Below are 18,796 nucleotides of genomic sequence, written 5' to 3'. Positions count from 1 at the left end.
CTATCTGATCGGCGAACGTGTCACGCGCGCCTCGTGGATCGGCGTCGTCGCAGCGACGGGTGGCGCGGCTTTGATCGCCGGCAAGCCGGGCGGCGCCGGGACTGCGATCGGCATTGCGCTGTCATTGGTATCGCTACTGATCTTCCTCGCGTGGCTGCTGGCGCTGAAGCGCGTGCCTGCGACGCGATCAGCGATGGCTGTGCCTGCCGTCACATTGGTCGTGGCGACGCTCACCGTGCTGCCGGTCGCTCTGCTGCTCCATGGTGCGCCCCCACTCGCGCTGAGCCCGGTCGCCTGGAGCGGGATCATTGGACAGGGCCTCCTCTCGACCTTCCTTGCCACGGCCGCGTGGCAGTATGGCGCGGCCCGCGTCGATAGCGCCAGTGCAGGCGTGTTCATCAACATCGAGCCGTTGATCGGTGCCGCGCTCGGTATCGGCCTGTTTGGTGATCCCGTGGGATGGCCTGTCCTGCTGGGCGGATTGCTGATCGTGATCGGCAGCATTGTCGTCGTTCGCGGCGAACGCCCCAACGCCAGTCACGCAGCAGACGCTACGCATGGCCTGGCAATGGACTAGGTGTTTGAGCTCGACCTGCGCCGCGGCAGGGGAAGAACTAAAGGCGGTTGTTGGGCTGCCTGCTGCGCCCCCCCCAAGTCCGGACATCGATTCATCAGGCCCAAAGGCCAAACCGCAACCGCAAAAAGTGGGACAAATCCGTCATTCAGTGCGACCTAGCCGAACGGCGGGTTTAACCGAAAGCTGCTGATTACGAGCGTCCCGATTGGGATGGTGCTCTGGAAAGCTGAATCAGTCTGTCTGCATGATCGCCAACTCAAACCCGTTGGGATCAAGGAAGTGAAAGCGTCTGCAACCCCGAAAGGCGAAAACCGACTTGCTGATGGTTCCCCCGGCGTTGACGACAGCGGCTTGCGCCGCGTCGATGTTTTCTACCAGCACTACCGGTAGAGGCGCACTGGAGGCCTCGCTCATATCGCCTTGTAAACCCAAATCGACATTGCCGGTCGTGGTACACGAATAGCTAGGCCCGTAATTGGTCAGTTCCCACCCGAACAGCGCCGAATAGAAGGTTCGAGCTGACCCGATGTCGCCGGCGGGAAGTTCGATAAAATTGATGCGGGCCATGAGCTTATCCGTTTCAATCAAATCGTTCCAGGCGGCGCTACGCGTTGTCGATCAACGCTTTGCACCGACTGCTCCCGTCAACGTCAGTGTTTCGAACCGGGAAAGATTGCCTGTGCTATCCTGACTATTTTCTCAGCTCCAGCCCTCCGATGCGGGATTGGGGGTTGGCATACCGATTGGCACAATAGCATATCTGCAAAAGGTCGCGGGGGGGGGGGAGTAGGAAACGGTGGGGCTGACATTGATGCTCATGCTGGCGACGTCGGCCTATACCGTACCGCCGGGCTTGGCAGGGGTGGGCGGCTTGCAAGGGTGCTGGCGCGTAAGCGGGCAGGTCCAGGGCAAGGACTCGCCGTCGATCGCGCGGGGCGAATGGCATTTGGGCAGGCGCTACTTCACGTTGCATCTGCGCACGACCGGATCGGATTCCTATGAGGCGGCCATCACCTATGTTGCCGGTGAGAAACCCCAAGCCATCGGGTCGGTCTTCTCCGACACCTTTGGCGGGCTGTATGAACCCTCGCTTGGTCTCGGCAAGCTCGAACGGGACGGGTTCGTGCAACGCTATCGCTTTCCGGATGCAACGTATGTCAATCGGTTCAGCCGCTCGGGCACTGGCTGGCGCTGGACCATTACCGAGGAAACCAAGGACAAGCCGCCGTCGGTCTTTGCGGACTATCGCCTGCGCCCGGCGTCATGCCGCGGAATGACGTTCGATTATTGAAGCAATCCGCCCAGCGCCAAACCACAAACGGACCTTCAGCGAGACGCAGCGTCCGGGTCGCTACGCCATATACCGAGGCTATCAGGCCGTTCACTTTGGGGGGGAGACAGCCGCTTGCCCAAATGGCTGGCTTGACTAACCTTCATCATCGGATCCCGCCTGATTCCGTCAGCGGGTGACGTCCTCAAATTTGGAGACAGTCATTTGTCGCGCTTCTTGCTTGTCGTGTCGTCGATCCTCGCACTTGGCCTCGGTGGAACGGCCTATGGCCAGGCGAGCAAGTCCGACGATGCGCCAGCGCGACAGGTTCTGCCGAAAAACGAACGCCCGGGCGTCTGGCAGCCACCTGAGGGCGGTGTTCAGAATCCGCTGTGGCCCGCAACTACACCGCTCGCCAAGCCCGATTCCGGTGATCGTCCGGAGGGACTGGGCAACGGCACTGGCCTCGTGGGCGGGCGGACATGGAATTGGGCGAGTTACGTCACCCGCCCGACGATGACGATCTTCCGGCCCAAAGGGCACAATAGCGGTGCTGCCTTGCTCGTGCTTCCCGGGGGCGGCTTTGAAGTGCTCGCGCTCAACCTCGAGGGAACGGAAATCTGTGACTGGGCGGTGCGGCAAGGAATGACCTGCGCCGTGCTCAAGTACCGCGTGCCGCAGGTATGGCCGAGAGAAAACGACAAGCAAGTGCGCCCAAAGGTCGTTCTGGGTCTGGAGGACGCCCAGCGTGCCATGGGGCTGCTTCGCCAGCAGGCGTCGTCCTACGGGATCGACCCGAACAAGATCGGCGTGATCGGATTTTCAGCCGGCGCCTATCTGGCCGCAGCGATGAGCAATACCGAAGAGCGGACCTATCCGCTCGCGGACGCGGCAGACCGTCAATCACCGCGGCCCAATTTCGCGATCGTAGCCTATACGGCCCGTATGCTGGACGACAGCAAGGGCAGGAATAGTCTCGAACTCAAACCGTGGGTCACCATCAGCCCCAAGGCACCGCCGACGCTGATCCTCCACGCCATGAACGATCCTATGGACAAAATTCGGCAGCCATTGGCCTATGCCTTGGCGCTGAGTGATGCAGGGGTGCCGGTCGACATGCGCATCTATTCCAAAGGCGGCCATGCGTTCGGGATGCGGCCGACAGCCGATCCGATCTCCCGCGAATGGCCTGGACAGGTCAAGCAGTGGCTGCAAAATCTCGGCATTCTGTGACACCCGGGTTCGCCTGAGCGTCCCGACTTTCCGAATGCCGATATGGTCCGAGCATCACTGCTCACGCCGCTGGCAAGCGGGCCGCCTGTTTCGTCAGGATCGGCTGATCCTGTCGAACATGATCCGCGCGACATTCGCAGGTTGGCGCGACCGCGCGATCGCCGCGCTCATGCTGCTGGCAGCGTTGGCGGCTATCCACGCATGGTTCGCCGATCGCCCTTGGCGGATTGCGGCATGGGCAGCTGTCGCTGTCGGAATGTCCGCGGGTATCGGCGCGGGGCGTCTTGTCGGGGCGCGCCTTGCTTTCCAAGCGTTCGACGGACTTCTCGCAGCCGATGCCCTACACCCGCCTACGCGAGGGCGTTACGTGGCAGCCTGGCTTAGCATCGGACTGGCGCTGCTGGTCGTCGTGTTCCTGATCGCCCGTCCTTCCCTCCTCGTCGCCAGCGTGCCCGCCTATCTTGTCGGCGCGCTGGTCGCCGGCCTGACGGATGGCGTCAGGCTACCGAAGCGGATCGCCGGCACGGTGCGACCGGGCTGGACGCTCCGGGCATGGTCGCGCCGACCGATCGCCGGAATGGCGGCTGCGATAGTCCTGCTCATCCTGTTGTTGCCCGCGCGCACGCTGGGCATGAACGCGCTGATGGCTATGATCGGCGTCGGCACGTTGCTGTTCGCGCTGGCGCTGACCACCGTCGATGACGCCATCGTCCGCTTCATGACGATCGCCGGACATGGATCGCGGCGCATTCTCGTTCACCACGCCAAGGGAATGATGGCATTTCTGGTCATCGCCGTGCCGGGATGCTGGGCCTGGTCCGGCCCGGTGGCGGGCGGTGTCGTCTTCGCGATCGGCACGGCCGTCATGCTTCTCATGACGCTGCGCATCCTCGCCTAGCGTGGGAGACACGGAGCACACCAGAGCAAAACGGAGCACAACAAATCGGCATTGTTAGTTACTTACTTGCTTTATACTGCTCTCCAATGCTCATTGAGCGGGTTCGATTCCCGTAGGGGTCACCATTGTCAAGGCAAAAGCGGCAGAAATCTGCGCTTTTTGCGGACATGGTGCGATTAGCGACATCATCTCGTCCCCCAAAATGATCTGGCTGTGATGGTTCGAAATGAGCCGCCCTGGGTCGAAGGTTATCGATTCGGATATGCCATTGCGTCTCGCATCCGAGTGTGGTTCCGGGCGCCATAACGGCCGCTACGCTTCGAGCGTGAGCCGCTTTTTCCGATCGATGAAAGCTCGAAGCGCGCTCGAAAGAAGGCTGATCCTGACCAAGCTATTTCGCTTAGCGCTGCATCCGGGTTAGCATCTCCGTCTCCAGTACAATCTTGATCGATGCTCCTTGCTTCCGCATCTCTTCAGCGCGGCGATACTCGGCATGACCTGCCACAAAGCGGCCAAAGGATTGGTCGTCACTGATGACGAGCATCGTTGTGGTGGTGCCGACCCCTGACATGATCCGCGCCCCGGCTTCCGCCAGACATCGTGCCAATTTTCCATCTCGAGCAGCGCCCAAGAGGGCCACTCGCTCACCTTTCAGGGGACCATCCGCAGCTGCCTTGGGAGCCGGGCCGCGTCGGGCGCGTGCGGGTGCGAGCCATCCGGAAAGGCCCATACCGGTATGCTCGATTGCGCGCACGATCACGATGCCAGCGGCGCGGGCGTCACTGAGTGCATCGTGATGTTTGTGCCGAATGCCCAGGAACTTGCTCAGCACGTTCAGCCGATGGCTGGGCAGTTCGGGCCAGGCACGCTTGGCAACGCGAACGCTATCGAGCCACGTCGTCCCAATTACATCACGCTGATGGATCGCGCAGGCGGCGCCGAGCGCGCCCTTGTCGAAGAAGGAATGCGCAACCGTGATCCTGCCTGCCAGATGAGCATTGATGGTCGAGTGTACATCGCCGAAGGTCGGCGCTCCGGCAACATGATCACTGGTGATCCCGTGGATGCGGGTGTTGAACGATGAGAAATGGTCCAGTGGATCGATCAGTGTTTCATACGCGAATGTCTCGATCCCGTTCTTGAAGCCAACAATGCCTATCTGGCAGATGCTGCTGACGCGTGAGCAAGCCGTCTCTACGTCGACCACAACGAAGTCTGGATCAGCCTCATTCAGCGAAGGCGTGAGCAAAGGCCTCACGGGTGCGCTGCCAGACTGCGGAAGGTAATCGACCAGCGCGGTTGCTCGAGAGCGACGATGCTGTGCTCCCATTCATGACGGGCCGGCCCGCTCAGATGATAGGCCGCGCGCGGCTCCAAGGGCACGGCGGCTCTTTCGAATCCGCCAGCTCGCCGGCGGCGAAACCGCATGGTCGCAGGCTCGCCAAGTGAGAGCCCAAGGACGTGACCATAAATCGGTCGATCACGATGCCATCCGATCCCCGCCCCCGTGTCATAGCGGATCAGCAGCACCTGGATCAGGTCTTCGGGGTCCAACTGCCCGAAAACCGCCACTCGCTCCCGAAATGGACGCAGCCAGTCGGGGATCGGAGGCGCCTCGATTGGACGTCCCACCTCAAAGTCATAACTCCAGCCAAATGACGTCGTCAGACGCTTGCCCGTCCATCCCTGGAAACGGAACGGCGTCAGATCGGCCGCGTCGATGCGCGCGATCAGCATCTGCTCTTCGGCTTGGTCGATCAGGTCAGGCTGCGTGCGAAGCCCGGGCAAGATGGGGGTATCGAACAGATCGAGGGTCATGCTGCCGCCTCTGCAAAGATTGCCAGTTCAGGGGCCGTGGTGGCTTGGGCATCAGCAAAATTCGACACCGTAACGCCGACCAGCCGAACACCCTTCTGGGTCGGTAACACCGATCGGATCAATTCGAGGGCGGCACGGTGCAGCGCATCTCGCGTCGCCACGACCATCGGCTGGCTGCGCCTGCGCGTGATCAGGTGGAAGTCGCCATATTTGACCTTCACCGTCACGGTTCGTCCAAACGCCTGTCGGCTCTCACACCATCGCCAGACGTCATCCGCCATTTGCAAGACGCCCGCTTCGATCTCCGCTGCTTCGACCAGGTCACGGTCGAACGTCGTCTCTGATCCGGATGACTTGCGGACCCGGTTGGGATTGACCGGCCGGTCATCTTCTCCGCGCGCAATCGAATAGTACCAATGAGCCGAGCTGCCGAAATGCGCTTGCAGGAACTCCAGGGGCTTCGCCCTCAGGTCTGCCCCCGTCTCAATGCCAAGACCCTTCATTTTCCTGGCAGTGACCGGCCCAACACCATGGAAGCGATCAACCGGCAGCGTCTCGACCCATGCCGCGCCCATCTCCGGCGTCACCGCGAACTGCCCATTGGGCTTACGGTGATCGGACGCGATTTTGGCCAGGAACTTGTTGTACGAGATGCCAGCCGACGCCGTCAGCCCAGTCTCTGCCAGGATGTCGGCACGGATCGCCTTGGCGGTTCGCCAAGCCGTCTCGAGTCCCTGCTTGTCAGCAGTCACGTCGAGATAGGCCTCGTCGAGCGACAGCGGCTGGATCAGGTCCGTGTAGCGGGCAAAGACCGCGTGAATCTGGCGGGAGACCTCGCGGTAAACCTCGAACCGCGGCCGCACGAAGAGAAGGTCCGGACAACGGCGCAGCGCCGTTACCGACGGCAGGGCCGACCGCACGCCGAACTTGCGCGCTTCATAGCTCGCCGCCGCGACCACGCCCCGCGCCGCGGCCGAGCCGACCGCAACGGGACGCCCACGAAGATTGGGATCATCGCGCTGCTCAACCGACGCGAAGAAGGCGTCCATATCGACGTGAATGATCTTGCGCGTGACCATGCCGCAGAGCCTATCGCATTCGGAACGAATTGGGAACATATGCTGTTCCGACAAACGAGACTGACGCGCAACCGTCTGGCGATGGCTCCGAAATTCCGTCGGCACGTTTAGGGTGCCATGAAGACGATCCGCTTGCCCGACGGCACAACCGTCCCCGCGCTTGGCCAAGGTACCTGGATGATGGCTGAGGATCGAAGAGTCCGATCAGAAGAAATCGCCGCCCTGCGCGGAGGTATCGATCTCGGTCTGACGCTGATCGATACGGCCGAAATGTATGCTGATGGCGAGTCCGAACGGCTCGTCGGAGAGGCGATTCAGGGCAAGCGAGATCAGGTCTTTCTTGTCAGCAAGGCCTATCCGCAAAATGCGTCGCACGATCGCCTGCCCCACGCCTGCGAGGCCAGTCTCGCGCGGCTCGGCACCGACCGGCTAGACCTTTATCTGCTGCATTGGCGAGGTAATGTGCCCTTGGGCGAGACCGTAGAGGCGATGGAGCGACTGGTCGACGCGGGCAAGATTCTCCGTTGGGGCGTCAGCAATCTTGATGCAGATGATATGGAAGAGCTGGTCGCCAGCGGTGGCGAGGCATGCGCAACCGACCAGATCCTCTACAATCTGACCCGGCGCGGTCCCGAGCACGACTTGCTGCCCTGGCTTGCCGAACATGCAATCCCAACGATGGCGTACAGCCCCGTCGAGCAGGGTCGCCTCGTCGGCCATGCCGGGTTATGCTCCCTTGCAGACGAAATCGGTGCGACACCCGCCCAGCTAGCGTTGGCTTGGCTGTTGGCGCGCGACAACGTCATCGCCATTCCGAAGGCTGGCCGAGTTGCGCATGTGCGCGACAATCGGGCTGCGGCTGACCTGACCCTCGACGGAAGCGTCCTTGATCGTCTGGACAAGCTGTTCCCCCGGCCCAAGGGCCGCGTGCCGTTGGAGATGCTCTAGGCGAAGCGGTAAACACCGCCCGCTTCGGCCGCGACGAAGCATTCGGGTGCGATACTCGCAGCACGCAATGCCGTGGCCAATTCCTCAACGGGCTCTTCGCGTGCTTCATCGGTCAGCTGAAATGTGCCCCAGTGAATACCCAGCGCTCGCCCCGCCCCTACATCGTTGAAAATCCTTACGGCGTCGGCCGGGTCGACATGCTGATCGGCCATGAACCACCGCGGCGCATAGGCACCGATCGGGATGAAAGCCAGGTCAGGTGATCCCAGGCGTTCGCGAACCTCGCCGAAGATACGTCCGTCGCCATAGCCCGTGTCGCCGACAAACCAGATCGAGCCCGCCGGGGTTTCCAGATAATGCCCGCTCCACAGCGTCATGCGCGTGTCGCTCGGCCAGCGGTTCGACCAGTGGTTGGCCGGGGTCAGCGTCGTTGCGATACCGCCGCCGAGGTCGAGCCGATCCCACCAGTCGCCGGTCACGCAACGCGCTGCTGGCACCGCCGCCCGGACAACTGCATCATTGCCGAGCGGCATCGCCATCAGCGGATCGTGCGCGGCATGAAGGCGCCGCAGCGTATCGAGGTCGAGATGGTCGTAGTGGGCGTGGCTCAGCAGCACGACATCGATCGGGGGCAGATCCTCGAAAGCGATCCCCGGCACGGTCACCCGCCTTGGCCCGACGCGGCGGAACGGACTGGCGCGCTCCGACCAGACCGGATCGGTGAGGATGTTCACCCCCGCCGCCTGGATCAGCAGCGAGGCATGGCCGACCATCGTCACGCACAGGCCATCGACCCGCGCCTCAGGCCTGGCGGGCGTCACCGGCACCGACTTCGGCCATTTGGCAGCAGCCCCCGCCAGCTTCCAGCGCAGGATGGCGCGCAAGCCTCGATCGGTACTGGGCTGGCCCGGATTGAAGAACCGGGTACCGTCAAAATGATCACTCGGCGGCCCGTCATAATAGCGGTTGCGGGCCATGGTCAGGCGACGCTCATCAGCTGAGACGGATAGGCGGTCAGTAAGCTGAGCGCCTCCTCGACCGGGGCAGTCAGCCAGCGTTCCTGATCTTCGGCCAGGAGGATGACCGGCATCGCCTTGGGATGCTTGGGCGCAACCAGCGGATTGGGCTCGGTCGTGCAGAATGCATAGACCCGGTCATGATCCTGGTCGACCTTCCAAAGCCCGGCGAAACACGGCGCTGGCTGATCCTCGACGGTGAACCACCAGTTGGTGTCGCCGGGCCCCTGGCGATCACCAGCGGCCTTGGGTTCGGCAAAGCGGGTGAACGGCACCAAGCAGCGATGCTCCGCCTTCAGCAGCCACGGCTTCCACATATTGCTCTGCATATTCCGGGCGTTCGTCCACCAGTCGTAGAGAAAGGGCAGTTCCCCCTCGCGCGCCGGGCGCTTGCGCGGTTTGCGGGTTGGGAAGCCCCAGCGCATTGTGCTGAGCACCCGTCGGCCCTCCTCGACACGAACGACATAGCCGGGTTTGCCGGGCGCCGCGTAATCCTTCTCGACCTCCAGCGTGTTGCTCGCATCGTCGACTGCAGCAAGCGCGTCGAAATAGGTCCGCGGATCGACCTTGATGTTGTAAAGATTACACATTCGTTCGTTCGATCACGACCGGTAGCGCGAGACAAGCTTCTTCCACGTCGCGGCATCCGGATAAGGCAGAGCAGCACCGGTGGGCTGGTCCCGCCCGATCACCATATGGGGACGCTGGGTGCGTCCTTCCGCCTGGCATGCCGAGCAGCATAATCGCCGTCCCACCAATCCGAGCGTGCCGTCCCAACCTCGCCGGTAAAACATCCACCAGAGCGCAACCGCGTCGAGGACGCGGACGTGACCGCATTTCGGACAGGTGAGGCGCAGCGTGCGCTTGTGCAGGGCACACTCCTCCAACGTGCGCAGACACCGCCCGATATGATCGTGATCGGCCCCTGCCCCGCCTTCTTGGCTGCCCCTTTTACGGCCCTCATCTGCCACGACCCTGTCCCGTTCCGATTATCGATCCGCTTGCGCAACGCCTTGACCCGCCTGCGGAATCAACGGAACATATAGCGAACATATGAGTCGCAGCAATGATGTCTTCCACCGCCCCACCCATCGAAACACTGGCCCGCCTGCGGAGCGCCATAGGCGCTGTGCGCGGCGGTGATGGCGCGGTTCTCCCGTTCGGCATCGAGGCGGTAGACACGCGATTGACGGGCGGCGGCCTGGCGCTTGGCGGTCTGCACGAGACGTCTTCGGCGACACCGACCCTTACAGATGATGCAGCTGCCACGCTGTTCGCGGTCGGGATTGCCGCGCGCGCAGCGGCGCAAAGCGGCCGCCGGGTGCTCTGGGCGCTCACCCGGTTCGACCTCTATGCGCCGGGTCTCGAACAGGCGGGGCTGAGCCCGGCGGCGCTGTTCTTCGCCGAGGTACGTGAGGACAAGGACGTTCTGGCCGTCATGGAGGATGGTCTGCGCCATGGTGGCCTCGCGGCGGTGGTCGGTGAGGTGAAGCGGGCCGACATGGTGGCGACGCGACGGCTGCAACTGGCGGCGATGACGGGCAACACGCCCGCGCTGCTGTCGCGCCGCTGGCGGCGACAGGGCGTCTGCCCGCTGACCGAGCTGTCGGCGGCGATGACCCGGTGGCGGATCGCCTGCGCGCCCTCTGCACCGATCTCCCCGCACATCGTCGGGCGAGGACGCTGGGTGGTCGAGCTGGCGCGCCAGCGCGGTGGCCCGGGCTTCACAATGGACTTGGAGGCATGCGATGACACGGGTCGCCTCGCTCTACCTGCCGCATCTCGCGATCGAGCGACTGCGACGGTTGGAGCGGCCGCGCGCGCTGCCTGAGCCAAGGCCCGCGCCTATGCTTCCTATCGACGATGACCCTGGTGCCTGCTCGGTGCCACGGGGCGGCGGCTGGCGTCCCGGTGCGCGCTGGGCGCAGCAAGGCGCTACGCGTGGGGCGGTGGAGGAGCAGGTAGCGGCACTGCCGCTGCACCAGCGACCGCCGATGCGCGAGCTGGGTCGTCGGTCGGAGGCGGCGGACCATCCGTTCAAACACCCCAGCCTCCCGGGCCAGCACAGGGCAGTATCAGGGCCAGCACCCGCGTTGAACCTCGTGCCGATGGTATTGGCCGAGCAGATCGGACAGCGACAGGTGATCGCCGCCGCTTGCCCGGTGGCGATGGCGCTCGGACTGACCCCGGGCATGGCGGTGACGCAGGCACGGGCGCTGATCCCGGATCTCGACATCCGCCCCGCCGACCGGGCGGCAGATGCGGCGTTGCTGGCGGATCTGGCGCTGCATGCCGTGCGCCACTGGACGCCGACCGCCGCGGCCAGCGGATCGGACGGGCTTTGGCTGGACCTGAGCGGCGTCGCGCATCTGCATGGCGGCGAGGCACGCTTCTGCCAGCGACTGGTCCGGTTCTGCCGACGTTTCGGCCTGACCGCACGGGTCACGGTCGCCTCCACGCCGGGCGCAGCTCATGCGCTCGCCCGTTTCGGTCGCGATGCCATCCTGCTGGTTCCCGGCGGACAAGAGGCACAGGCGCTGGCTCCCTTACCTCCTGCCGCACTCCGCCTGACCCCGGAAGCAACAGCGGCGGCGAACCGGTTTGGGCTCGACCGGATCGCCGATCTCCTGCCGCTGCCGCGCGGGCCGCTCGCCCGGCGGCTAGGCATGGCGAGTGTCCGCCGCCTCGACGAGGCACTGGGGCGTGTCCCCGAACCGATCGTGCCGGTCGTGCCCGAGGAGACGCCGGTCGCAAAACGCCGGCTGCTCGAGCCGATCGGCACCGCCGAGGCGATCGAGCGGGTGATCGGCGACCTGCTCACCGACATGATGCTGCTGTTGCAGGCGCGCGGGCGCGGTGTGCGCACATTGGTGCTGCTGCTCGACCGGATCGATGGCAGCGAGCAGCGGCTCGCGATCGGCACCGCGCGCGCGACGCGCGATGTCGTGCATCTCGCCCGCCTCTTCCACCTGCGCATCGAGCGGATCGATCCAGGTGAGGGGATCGAGACGATGCGCCTCGCCGCGACGCGGACCGATCCGCTGGGTGCTACCGCGGTAGCGGGCGACCTGACCGGCGAGGCGGCGGTGCCCGACGTCGCGACGCTTGTCGACCAGATCGCCGGCCGGGTGGGCGAGGCGGCGCTGTTCACCGCCGCGCCAGTCGAGAGCGACGTGCCCGAACGCGCGGTACGCCGCGCGCCGCCGCTCGCCGCGCCGACTGGCTGGCCGACCTGGCGCCGGCCGGTACGGCTGCTCAGCCGGCCCGAGCCGCTGACCGGCGTGCTCGCCCTCCTCCCCGACGCACCGCCGCGCCGCTTCACCTGGCGCGGGCAGGTCCATGCGGTGGTGGCCGGAGATGGTCCGGAGCGCATCCATGGCGAATGGTGGCGGCGCGACGGCGAGGTCTGGGCGGTGCGCGACTATTTTCGGGTCGAGGACGACACCGGCGCACGCTTCTGGCTGTTCCGCCGCGGCGACGGGGTCGATGCCGTAACCGGTGATCTCAGCTGGTACCTCCATGGGCTATTCGGCTGATGGCGGCCCCCACCACGACCTATGTCGAGCTTCAGGTGACGAGCCATTTCTCGTTCCTGCGCGGCGCCTCCAGCCCCGACGAACTCTTCGCCGCAGCCGCGCTGCAAGGCCACACCGCGCTCGGAATCGTCGACCGGGGCAGTGTCGCCGGACTGGTGCGTGGGTGGGAGGCGCAGAAGGCCACTGCCGTGCGGATGATCGCAGGCGCGCGCGTCGATCTCGACGATGGGCGGGCCCTGCTGCTCTATCCGACCGACAAGACAGCCTGGTCGCGGCTCACCCGGCTACTGACACTGGGCAAGTCGCGCGCGGGCAAGGGCGGCTGCACGCTCGGTTGGGCGGATGTGGTTGCCTGCAATGAGGGGCTGCTCGCAGTCCTGCTGCCGGGTGAGGCGGACGCAACGACCGCGACGCAGCTCGGCGAGCTGCGCACCACTTTCGGCGCGCGCGGCTATTGCGGTCTCACGTTCCGCCGCCGACCCGACGATGCGCTGCGATTGCACGACCTCGCCGCACTGGCCAGAGGGGCGGGCGTCCGCGCTGTCGCGATCGGCGACATCCTCTACCATGCCCCCGAGGCGCGACTGTTGCAGGACGTCGTCACTGCGATCCGCGAGAAATGCACCGTCGATACACTCGGCTATCGGCGCGAGCGCCATGCCGATCGGCACCTCAAATCCCCGGCCGAGATGGAACGCCGCTTCGCCGCCTTCCCCGATGCGATCGCGGCCACCGCCGCGATTGCGCGCGCCTGCACCTTCGACCTTGGCGAACTGAGCTATCAGTATCCGCAGGAGCGCGTGGTAGAAGGACTGACCGCGCAGGGCGCACTCGAACGGCTGACCGAGACGGCGGCGGCACGGATGTTCCCCGAGGGCCTGCCGCAAGCCTATCGCGACCAGATCGCACACGAGCTCAGGCTGATCGGCGAGCTGGGCTACGCTCCGTACTTCCTAACCGTGAACAGCATCGTCGCGGAGAGCCGGCGGCGCGGCATCCTCTGCCAGGGGCGCGGCTCGGCGGCGAACAGCTGCGTCTGCTTCGTGCTCGGCATCACCAGCATCGACCCCATCAAGCACGAGCTGCTGTTCGAGCGCTTCGTCTCCGGCGAACGGCGCGAACCGCCCGACATCGACGTCGACTTCGAGCATGAACGGCGCGAGGAGATCATCCAGTGGATCTATGACACCTATGGGCGCAACCATGCCGCGCTAACCGCGGTCGTCACCCGCTACCGCGCCCGCGGAGCGGTGCGTGAGGTCGGCAAGGCGCTGGGCCTGCCCGAGGATCTGACCAAGGCGCTTGCCGGCCTCATCTGGGGCTGGAGCCAGGAGGGCGTCGGCGAGAAACAGGTCACTCAGCTCGGCCTCAACATGGATGACCGGCGGCTGCGCTTGGCGCTGGAGCTGTCGCGCCAGTTGATCGGCGTACCGCGCCACCTGTCACAACATCCCGGCGGCTTCGTCCTCACCCATGACCGGCTTGACGATCTCGTACCCATCGAGCCCGCCGCGATGGTCGACCGGCAGGTGATCGAATGGGACAAGGACGATATCGATGCGCTGAAGTTCATGAAAGTCGATGTGCTGGGCTTGGGCATGCTCGGCTGCATGAACCGGGCCTTCAACCTGCTGGAGGAAGCCAAGGGCGTGGCGGTCGGCATGGCCGACCTGCAGGACGACGATCCGCACGTCTATGCGATGATCCAGAAGGCCGACACGCTCGGCACCTTCCAGATCGAGTCCAGAGCGCAGATGAGCATGCTGCCTCGCATGAAGCCCGCGCGTTTCTACGACTTGGTCATTGAGGTCGCGATCGTCCGCCCCGGCCCGATCCAGGGCGACATGGTCCACCCCTATCTGCGCCGCCGCGAGGGGCGTGAGAAGCCCGACTATCCACGCCCCGAATTGCGCGCGGTGCTGGAGAAGACGCTCGGCGTGCCGCTGTTCCAGGAACAGGCGATGAAGGTCGCGATCGTTGGCGCCGGCTTCACCGCGGTCGAGGCCGACCAGCTGCGCCGCGCCATGGCGACGTTCAAGTTCACCGGCGGGCTCAGCCACTTCTACGACAAGCTGGTCGAGGGCATGGTGTCGCGCGGCTACCCCCGCGAATTCGCCGAACGGACCTTCAAGCAGATCGAGGGTTTCGGCTCCTACGGTTTCCCCGAGAGCCACGCCGCCTCTTTCGCCAAGATCGCCTATGCCAGTTGCTGGATGAAGCATCATCATCCCGACGTGTTTTGCGCGGCGCTGCTCAACGCCCAGCCGATGGGCTTCTACGCGCCCGCCCAGGTCGTCCGCGACGCGCGCGAGCACGGCGTCGAGGTGCGCCCCGCCTGCATCAATGTCAGTCGCTGGGACTGTACGCTGGAGCCGACGCGCGGACGCTATCTCGCCGTCCGGCTGGGGCTGCGCCAAGTGCGTGGGCTCGCCAATGCGCACGCTGCGGCGATCGTCGCGGCGCGAGGGGATGCCCCCTTCCAGTCGGTTGAAGAGGTATGGCGGCGTGCGGGCGTGCCCCGTGCCGCGATCGAACGACTGGCCGAAGCGGATGCCTTCCATGCGCTGGGCGAGGATCGCCGTCAGGGGTTATGGAAGGTGAAGGGCTTGGGCGAGGCCCCGCTGCCCCTGTTCGCCGCCGCCGATGCGCGGCACGCGTCGTTCAGCCCGGAGGGGCTGGAGCCGGACGTACCCTTACGCCCGCTGACCGAGGGCCGCGAGGTGGTGGAGGATTACCGCGCGCTGCAATTATCGCTGCGCGCCCACCCCCTTGCCTTTCTGCGGCAGGATCTCACTCGGCGCGGCATCGTCCGCTGCGCCGACCTCGCCCACATCAAGGACGGCCGCCATGTCGAGGTCGCCGGCATCATCCTCGTCCGCCAGAAGCCCGGGAGCGCCAAGGGCGTGCTGTTCATCACGATCGAGGACGAGACTGGGATCGCCAACGGCATTCTCTGGCCCGATCGGTTCGAGGCGCAGCGCCGCACTGTCATGTCGGCTGCGATGATCGGAATGAAGGGCCGGGTCCAGCGCGAGGGGTTGGTGATCCACGTCATCTGCGACCGGATCATCGACTATGGCGGACTGCTCGCCCAGGTCGGGCAGATGGACTTCCCTCATGCGACCGGCCGGGGAGACGGTGCGCGCCATGCCGGGTCGCCCGACCGGGGCGATGCCGGCTGGCGACCGGGCCCGCGCGACAGCTACTGGCCACCGCACGCCAATGGCCAAGACCCCGAACAGGTGGTGCGGATCAAGTCGCGCGACTTTCATTGATCGGCCATGTCGCGCCATCAGCGGATCATCATAGACTTGTCGCTCCACATCCTGCGCGGAGCCGCCGCGCGGTCGGACAAGGGAAAGGTCGACACCATCGAGGTGCGGCTCGCGCTGCGCTGCCTGATCGCGCATTGCCCGGAGCGCTGGCCGCTCGACATGTTCTGGAACTCCGCCGGAACCGATCACGACATTGGACGCGCCCAGGGCTGCACGGCAGCGCTGAATGGTATCATCCGGCAACTGGAGGCAGATCCAAGATAGCCTTGCTGTCGCCGGGCGGGACTTCACCGCAAGGCGAAAAGATCCATATTTGCGTCGCCCCAAGCCTTCAGCGCCGCGATGATCGGCGACAGGGATCGACCACGATCGGACAGGCTGTATTCGACACGCGGCGGCACCTGGGCGAAGACCTCGCGCTCGATCAGACCATCGGCTTCCAACTCGCGCAGCTGGTTGGTCAGCATGCGCGGCGTCACATCACCAGCGCGGCGGCGCAGTTCGTTGAAGCGCGTGGTTCCGTCCTGCAGATGGTAGAGGATCACCGCCTTCCACTTGCCGTCGATCAGGCTCACCGCTGCCTCGACGGCACAACCCGGGGTACAATCGAGGCGGGAGTGACGGGCTTTCGCCATCGGAGCGGTATCCTTTTCGACACTATGAGCGTTTTTTGTGCCTACGACAAAAGCTGACACCGTCTCTATCTCGCGTGCGTCAGCAGAAGGAGCAAGACCCATGCGCGCCATAGCCTATCGCCAGCCGGGGCCAATCGATCGAGCCGATGCCCTGATCGACGTAGAACTGCCACGGCCCATTCCGACCGGGCGCGATATCCTGGTCGCGGTTCGGGCCATCTCGGTGAACCCGGTCGACGCGAAGGTTCGCGCCGGCGCCGCGCCGTTCGACGGACGTGACGAACGCGTCCTTGGTTGGGATGCGGCGGGCGTCGTCGAGGCGGTCGGCCCGGAAGCCACCCGCTTCAAGGTGGGTGACGAGGTCTTCTATGCGGGCGACCTGATGCGCGACGGCAGCAATGCGGAATATCAGCTGGTCGACGAGCGCATCGTCGGCCATCGGCCACGCAGCATCGGCTTCGCCGAGGCGGCAGCGCTGCCGCTGACGGCGATCACGGCCTGGGAAACCCTGTTCGACCGGTTGAAGGTCGACGACCAGCCGGCCAGCGGTGCCCGCGCCATCCTGATCATCGGCGGCGCGGGTGGTGTGGGTTCCGCTACGATCCCGATCGCGCGAGCCCGGACCGACCTGACCGTGATCGCCACCGCCTCGCGCGCCGAGACGGAAAGCTGGGTGCGTGACCTAGGCGCGCATCATGTCATCGATCATTCCCAACCGATGGCACCGCAGATCGCTGCCTTGGGGTTAGGCGCGCCTGCCTTCGTCTTCTCGACCACCCATACCGATCGCCATCTGACCGACATTGCCGAGTTGATCGCGCCGCAGGGGCGCTTCGCGCTGATCGACGATCCCGCCAGCCTCGACATCGTCGACTTCAAGCGCAAGGCGGTGTCGGTCCATTGGGAATTGATGTTCACCCGGTCGCTATTCAATACACCGGACGTCGGCGAGCAGGGGCGACTGTTGGACGCGGTGGCCGAACTGGTGGACGTGGGGCGCGTTCGCACCACGGCGACTGACACGCTTTCGCCAATAAATGCCGCCAACCTTATCGAGGCGCACCGCCGCATCGAGAGTACCACCACGCGCGGCAAGATCGTTCTGGAAGGATGGGAGGCCCAGCATGACTGATCCGATCGTTCACGTCGTCGCCCGCCTCGTCCCGCGGCCCGGAAAGGCCGAGGAACTGGCCACCACGTTACTCGAGATGCTTGACGAGGTGCGCGCGGAACCGGGCTGCCTGCTCTACGATGCGCACGAGAGCCGCGACGCGCCCGGCGTGATCGTGATGGTGGAGGGCTGGGCTGACCAGGCCGCCCTCGACGCCCATGGCCGCGCTCCCGCCCTCACCCGGCTTGCCGCCCGCTTCGACGCGTTGCTTGCTGAGCCGCCGGCGATCGAGCGACTCCGGCGGATCGGCTGATCTTTCCATCGCTTGCGACACAAGAGCCTCCCGTTCGTTGCAGCAGCACACCGGACAAGCGAGATTATCCATGGACTATATCAAACTCGGCAGCACCGGCCTCGACGTCTCGCGACTGTGTCTCGGCTGCATGACCTATGGCGTCCCGGATCGCGGCAATCACACCTGGACGCTCGATGAGGAGACGAGCCGGCCACTGCTGCGCCAAGCGGTGGAGGCCGGCATCAATTTCTTCGACACCGCCAACGTCTATTCGGACGGCACGTCGGAGGAGATCGTCGGCCGCGCGCTGAAGGACTTCACTCGCCGCGATGAGGTGGTGATCGCCACCAAGGTCCATGGCCGGATGCGCCCCGGACCGAACGGCGCGGGGCTCAGCCGCAAGGCGATCATGGCTGAGATCGACGCCAGCCTTACCCGGCTCGGCACCGATTATGTCGACCTCTACCAGATCCACCGCTTCGACCATGAAGTGCCGATCGAGGAGACGCTGGAGGCTCTGCACGACGTCGTGAAGGCGGGCAAGGCGCGCTATATCGGTGCATCTTCGATGTTCGCCTGGCAGTTTGCGACGATGCTCCACGTCGCCGAGGCGAATGGCTGGACGCGCTTCTCCACGATGCAGAATTACGTCAACCTGCTCTACCGCGAGGAGGAGCGCGAGATGCTGCCGCTGTGCGCAGCAGAGGGTATCGGTGTGATCCCGTGGAGCCCGCTTGCCCGCGGCCGGCTGACTCGCGACTGGGACGAGACGACCGAACGCTCGGCCACCGATGAGTTCGGCCACACGCTCTACGCGGCGACGGCAGAGGCGGATCGCAAGGTGGTAGAGGCCGTGGCGGCCGTCGCCAGCGAGCGCGGCGTGCCGCGTGCGCAGGTTGCGCTCGCCTGGGTGCTGGCCAAGCCCGAAGTGTCTGCACCGATCGTCGGCGCGTCCAAGCCGGGGCACCTAGACGACGCCATCGCGGCGCTCGACTTGGAGCTTTCGGACGACGAGATCGCCCGGTTGGAGGCGCCGTACGTGCCGCATGCGGTGGTCGGCTTCTCGTAAACGCCCCGCAGGCCGATCGACCAAAGCTGGTTGCGG

At 65.1% G+C, this 18,796-nt stretch carries 19 protein-coding genes; 12 read left to right on the top strand and 7 right to left on the bottom strand.

The window, feature by feature from the left end:
• Positions 1 to 577 (top strand): EamA family transporter (locus OXQ33_RS14200; RefSeq protein ID WP_267435348.1); only part of this gene is annotated, 577 nt, incomplete at its 5' end.
• A 231-nt stretch (positions 578 to 808) separates the two neighbouring features.
• Here OXQ33_RS14200 and OXQ33_RS14195 read toward each other — a convergent pair.
• Positions 809 to 1,144 (bottom strand): VOC family protein, encoded by a 336-nt coding sequence (locus tag OXQ33_RS14195; RefSeq protein WP_267435347.1) that lies wholly within the window; start codon positions 1,142 to 1,144, stop codon positions 809 to 811.
• A 229-nt stretch (positions 1,145 to 1,373) separates the two neighbouring features.
• Here OXQ33_RS14195 and OXQ33_RS14190 point away from each other — a divergent pair, with 229 nt between their 5' ends.
• The 3 genes from OXQ33_RS14190 to OXQ33_RS14180 all read left to right on the top strand — a co-directional run bounded on the left by OXQ33_RS14190 (position 1,374) and on the right by OXQ33_RS14180 (position 3,978).
• Complete coding sequence (locus OXQ33_RS14190) at positions 1,374 to 1,868, top strand: hypothetical protein (RefSeq protein WP_267435346.1); 495 nt, start codon at positions 1,374 to 1,376, stop codon at positions 1,866 to 1,868.
• A 204-nt stretch (positions 1,869 to 2,072) separates the two neighbouring features.
• Positions 2,073 to 3,080, top strand: coding sequence for an alpha/beta hydrolase (locus OXQ33_RS14185; RefSeq protein ID WP_267435345.1), 1,008 nt, complete (start codon positions 2,073 to 2,075; stop codon positions 3,078 to 3,080).
• 34 nt (positions 3,081 to 3,114) lie between these two features.
• The gene (locus OXQ33_RS14180) at positions 3,115 to 3,978 is read left to right on the top strand and encodes a hypothetical protein (protein WP_267435344.1); all 864 of its coding nucleotides are present in this window, start codon (positions 3,115 to 3,117) and stop codon (positions 3,976 to 3,978) included.
• Positions 3,979 to 4,378: 400 nt separating this feature from the next.
• Here OXQ33_RS14180 and OXQ33_RS14175 read toward each other — a convergent pair whose 3' ends face one another.
• Genes OXQ33_RS14175 through dinB form a run of 3 tightly spaced genes read right to left on the bottom strand, consistent with a single transcriptional unit; the run spans position 4,379 to position 6,875 of the window.
• The gene (locus OXQ33_RS14175; RefSeq protein WP_267435343.1) at positions 4,379 to 5,236 is read right to left on the bottom strand and encodes an exonuclease domain-containing protein; all 858 of its coding nucleotides are present in this window, start codon (positions 5,234 to 5,236) and stop codon (positions 4,379 to 4,381) included.
• The gene (locus tag OXQ33_RS14170) at positions 5,233 to 5,796 is read right to left on the bottom strand and encodes an alpha-ketoglutarate-dependent dioxygenase AlkB (RefSeq protein WP_267435342.1); all 564 of its coding nucleotides are present in this window, start codon (positions 5,794 to 5,796) and stop codon (positions 5,233 to 5,235) included. Before OXQ33_RS14170 ends, OXQ33_RS14175 begins: the two co-directional genes overlap by 4 nt.
• Positions 5,793 to 6,875, bottom strand: coding sequence for a DNA polymerase IV (gene dinB, locus OXQ33_RS14165; RefSeq protein ID WP_267435341.1), 1,083 nt, complete (start codon positions 6,873 to 6,875; stop codon positions 5,793 to 5,795). Before dinB ends, OXQ33_RS14170 begins: the two co-directional genes overlap by 4 nt.
• Before the next feature lie 117 nt (positions 6,876 to 6,992).
• Here dinB and OXQ33_RS14160 point away from each other — a divergent pair, with 117 nt between their 5' ends.
• Positions 6,993 to 7,823, top strand: a complete 831-nt coding sequence (locus tag OXQ33_RS14160) for an aldo/keto reductase (protein ID WP_267435340.1) — start codon at positions 6,993 to 6,995, stop codon at positions 7,821 to 7,823.
• Here the strand turns inward: OXQ33_RS14160 and OXQ33_RS14155 are convergent.
• Both OXQ33_RS14155 and OXQ33_RS14150 read right to left on the bottom strand, forming a co-directional pair.
• Positions 7,820 to 8,800 carry an MBL fold metallo-hydrolase gene (locus tag OXQ33_RS14155; RefSeq protein WP_267435339.1) on the bottom strand — a complete coding sequence of 327 codons (981 nt, stop codon included), beginning with the start codon at positions 8,798 to 8,800 and terminating at the stop codon, positions 7,820 to 7,822. The two genes, OXQ33_RS14160 and OXQ33_RS14155, sit on opposite strands and share 4 nt — an antisense overlap.
• Positions 8,801 to 8,802: 2 nt before the next feature.
• Positions 8,803 to 9,429 carry an SOS response-associated peptidase family protein gene (locus OXQ33_RS14150; protein ID WP_267435338.1) on the bottom strand — a complete coding sequence of 209 codons (627 nt, stop codon included), beginning with the start codon at positions 9,427 to 9,429 and terminating at the stop codon, positions 8,803 to 8,805.
• Positions 9,430 to 9,905: 476 nt separating this feature from the next.
• Between OXQ33_RS14150 and OXQ33_RS14145 the strand changes: the two genes are divergently transcribed.
• From OXQ33_RS14145 to OXQ33_RS14130, 4 genes are read left to right on the top strand one after another with little or no spacing between them, the layout of a single operon-like run.
• Positions 9,906 to 10,670: a protein ImuA gene (locus tag OXQ33_RS14145; protein WP_267435337.1), complete on the top strand. Its 765-nt coding sequence runs from the start codon at positions 9,906 to 9,908 to the stop codon at positions 10,668 to 10,670.
• Entirely contained in the window at positions 10,588 to 12,375 is a 1,788-nt protein-coding gene (locus OXQ33_RS14140) for a DNA polymerase Y family protein (protein ID WP_267435336.1), read from the top strand. The genes OXQ33_RS14145 and OXQ33_RS14140 overlap by 83 nt, the downstream gene beginning before the upstream one ends.
• A complete protein-coding gene (locus tag OXQ33_RS14135; RefSeq protein WP_267435335.1) occupies positions 12,375 to 15,650 on the top strand; it encodes an error-prone DNA polymerase in 3,276 nt (1,091 codons plus the stop codon). Before OXQ33_RS14140 ends, OXQ33_RS14135 begins: the two co-directional genes overlap by 1 nt.
• A gap of 6 nt (positions 15,651 to 15,656) precedes the next feature.
• On the top strand, positions 15,657 to 15,914 hold the full coding sequence (locus OXQ33_RS14130; protein WP_267435334.1) for a hypothetical protein: 258 nt from the start codon (positions 15,657 to 15,659) through the stop codon (positions 15,912 to 15,914).
• 23 nt (positions 15,915 to 15,937) lie between these two features.
• On the opposite strand, the gene OXQ33_RS14125 is transcribed toward OXQ33_RS14130, so the two are convergent.
• Entirely contained in the window at positions 15,938 to 16,285 is a 348-nt protein-coding gene (locus OXQ33_RS14125) for a winged helix-turn-helix transcriptional regulator (protein WP_219021124.1), read from the bottom strand.
• Positions 16,286 to 16,385: 100 nt separating this feature from the next.
• Here OXQ33_RS14125 and OXQ33_RS14120 point away from each other — a divergent pair, with 100 nt between their 5' ends.
• The 3 genes from OXQ33_RS14120 to OXQ33_RS14110 all read left to right on the top strand — a co-directional run bounded on the left by OXQ33_RS14120 (position 16,386) and on the right by OXQ33_RS14110 (position 18,760).
• On the top strand, positions 16,386 to 17,417 hold the full coding sequence (locus tag OXQ33_RS14120) for a zinc-binding alcohol dehydrogenase family protein (protein ID WP_267435333.1): 1,032 nt from the start codon (positions 16,386 to 16,388) through the stop codon (positions 17,415 to 17,417).
• Entirely contained in the window at positions 17,410 to 17,709 is a 300-nt protein-coding gene (locus OXQ33_RS14115) for a putative quinol monooxygenase (protein WP_267435332.1), read from the top strand. The genes OXQ33_RS14120 and OXQ33_RS14115 overlap by 8 nt, the downstream gene beginning before the upstream one ends.
• Before the next feature lie 70 nt (positions 17,710 to 17,779).
• Positions 17,780 to 18,760, top strand: coding sequence for an aldo/keto reductase (locus OXQ33_RS14110; RefSeq protein WP_219019594.1), 981 nt, complete (start codon positions 17,780 to 17,782; stop codon positions 18,758 to 18,760).
• The last annotated feature ends 36 nt before the right edge of the window (positions 18,761 to 18,796 follow it).

It is taken from the genome of Sphingomonas sp. GM_Shp_1 (assembly GCF_026540895.1).
Lineage (GTDB): Bacteria > Pseudomonadota > Alphaproteobacteria > Sphingomonadales > Sphingomonadaceae > Sphingomonas.
Note: the sequence above shows the minus strand (reverse complement) of the source record. Positions and strands in the feature narration are given on the sequence as shown.

What these genes read in the sequence shown, in the direction of transcription:
- OXQ33_RS14140 (WP_267435336.1), top strand. Translation starts at nt 10,588, where the DNA reads ATGACACGGGTCGCCTCGCTCTACCTGCCGCATCTCGCGATCGAGCGA.
- OXQ33_RS14180 (WP_267435344.1), top strand. Translation starts at nt 3,115, where the DNA reads ATGCCGATATGGTCCGAGCATCACTGCTCACGCCGCTGGCAAGCGGGC.
- OXQ33_RS14135 (WP_267435335.1), top strand. Translation starts at nt 12,375, where the DNA reads ATGGCGGCCCCCACCACGACCTATGTCGAGCTTCAGGTGACGAGCCAT.
- OXQ33_RS14195 (WP_267435347.1), bottom strand. Translation starts at nt 1,144, where the DNA reads ATGGCCCGCATCAATTTTATCGAACTTCCCGCCGGCGACATCGGGTCA.
- OXQ33_RS14110 (WP_219019594.1), top strand. Translation starts at nt 17,780, where the DNA reads ATGGACTATATCAAACTCGGCAGCACCGGCCTCGACGTCTCGCGACTG.
- OXQ33_RS14125 (WP_219021124.1), bottom strand. Translation starts at nt 16,285, where the DNA reads ATGGCGAAAGCCCGTCACTCCCGCCTCGATTGTACCCCGGGTTGTGCC.
- OXQ33_RS14115 (WP_267435332.1), top strand. Translation starts at nt 17,410, where the DNA reads ATGACTGATCCGATCGTTCACGTCGTCGCCCGCCTCGTCCCGCGGCCC.
- dinB (WP_267435341.1), bottom strand. Translation starts at nt 6,875, where the DNA reads ATGGTCACGCGCAAGATCATTCACGTCGATATGGACGCCTTCTTCGCG.
- OXQ33_RS14150 (WP_267435338.1), bottom strand. Translation starts at nt 9,429, where the DNA reads ATGTGTAATCTTTACAACATCAAGGTCGATCCGCGGACCTATTTCGAC.
- OXQ33_RS14170 (WP_267435342.1), bottom strand. Translation starts at nt 5,796, where the DNA reads ATGACCCTCGATCTGTTCGATACCCCCATCTTGCCCGGGCTTCGCACG.
- OXQ33_RS14155 (WP_267435339.1), bottom strand. Translation starts at nt 8,800, where the DNA reads ATGGCCCGCAACCGCTATTATGACGGGCCGCCGAGTGATCATTTTGAC.
- OXQ33_RS14160 (WP_267435340.1), top strand. Translation starts at nt 6,993, where the DNA reads ATGAAGACGATCCGCTTGCCCGACGGCACAACCGTCCCCGCGCTTGGC.
- OXQ33_RS14130 (WP_267435334.1), top strand. Translation starts at nt 15,657, where the DNA reads ATGTCGCGCCATCAGCGGATCATCATAGACTTGTCGCTCCACATCCTG.
- OXQ33_RS14120 (WP_267435333.1), top strand. Translation starts at nt 16,386, where the DNA reads ATGCGCGCCATAGCCTATCGCCAGCCGGGGCCAATCGATCGAGCCGAT.
- OXQ33_RS14145 (WP_267435337.1), top strand. Translation starts at nt 9,906, where the DNA reads ATGATGTCTTCCACCGCCCCACCCATCGAAACACTGGCCCGCCTGCGG.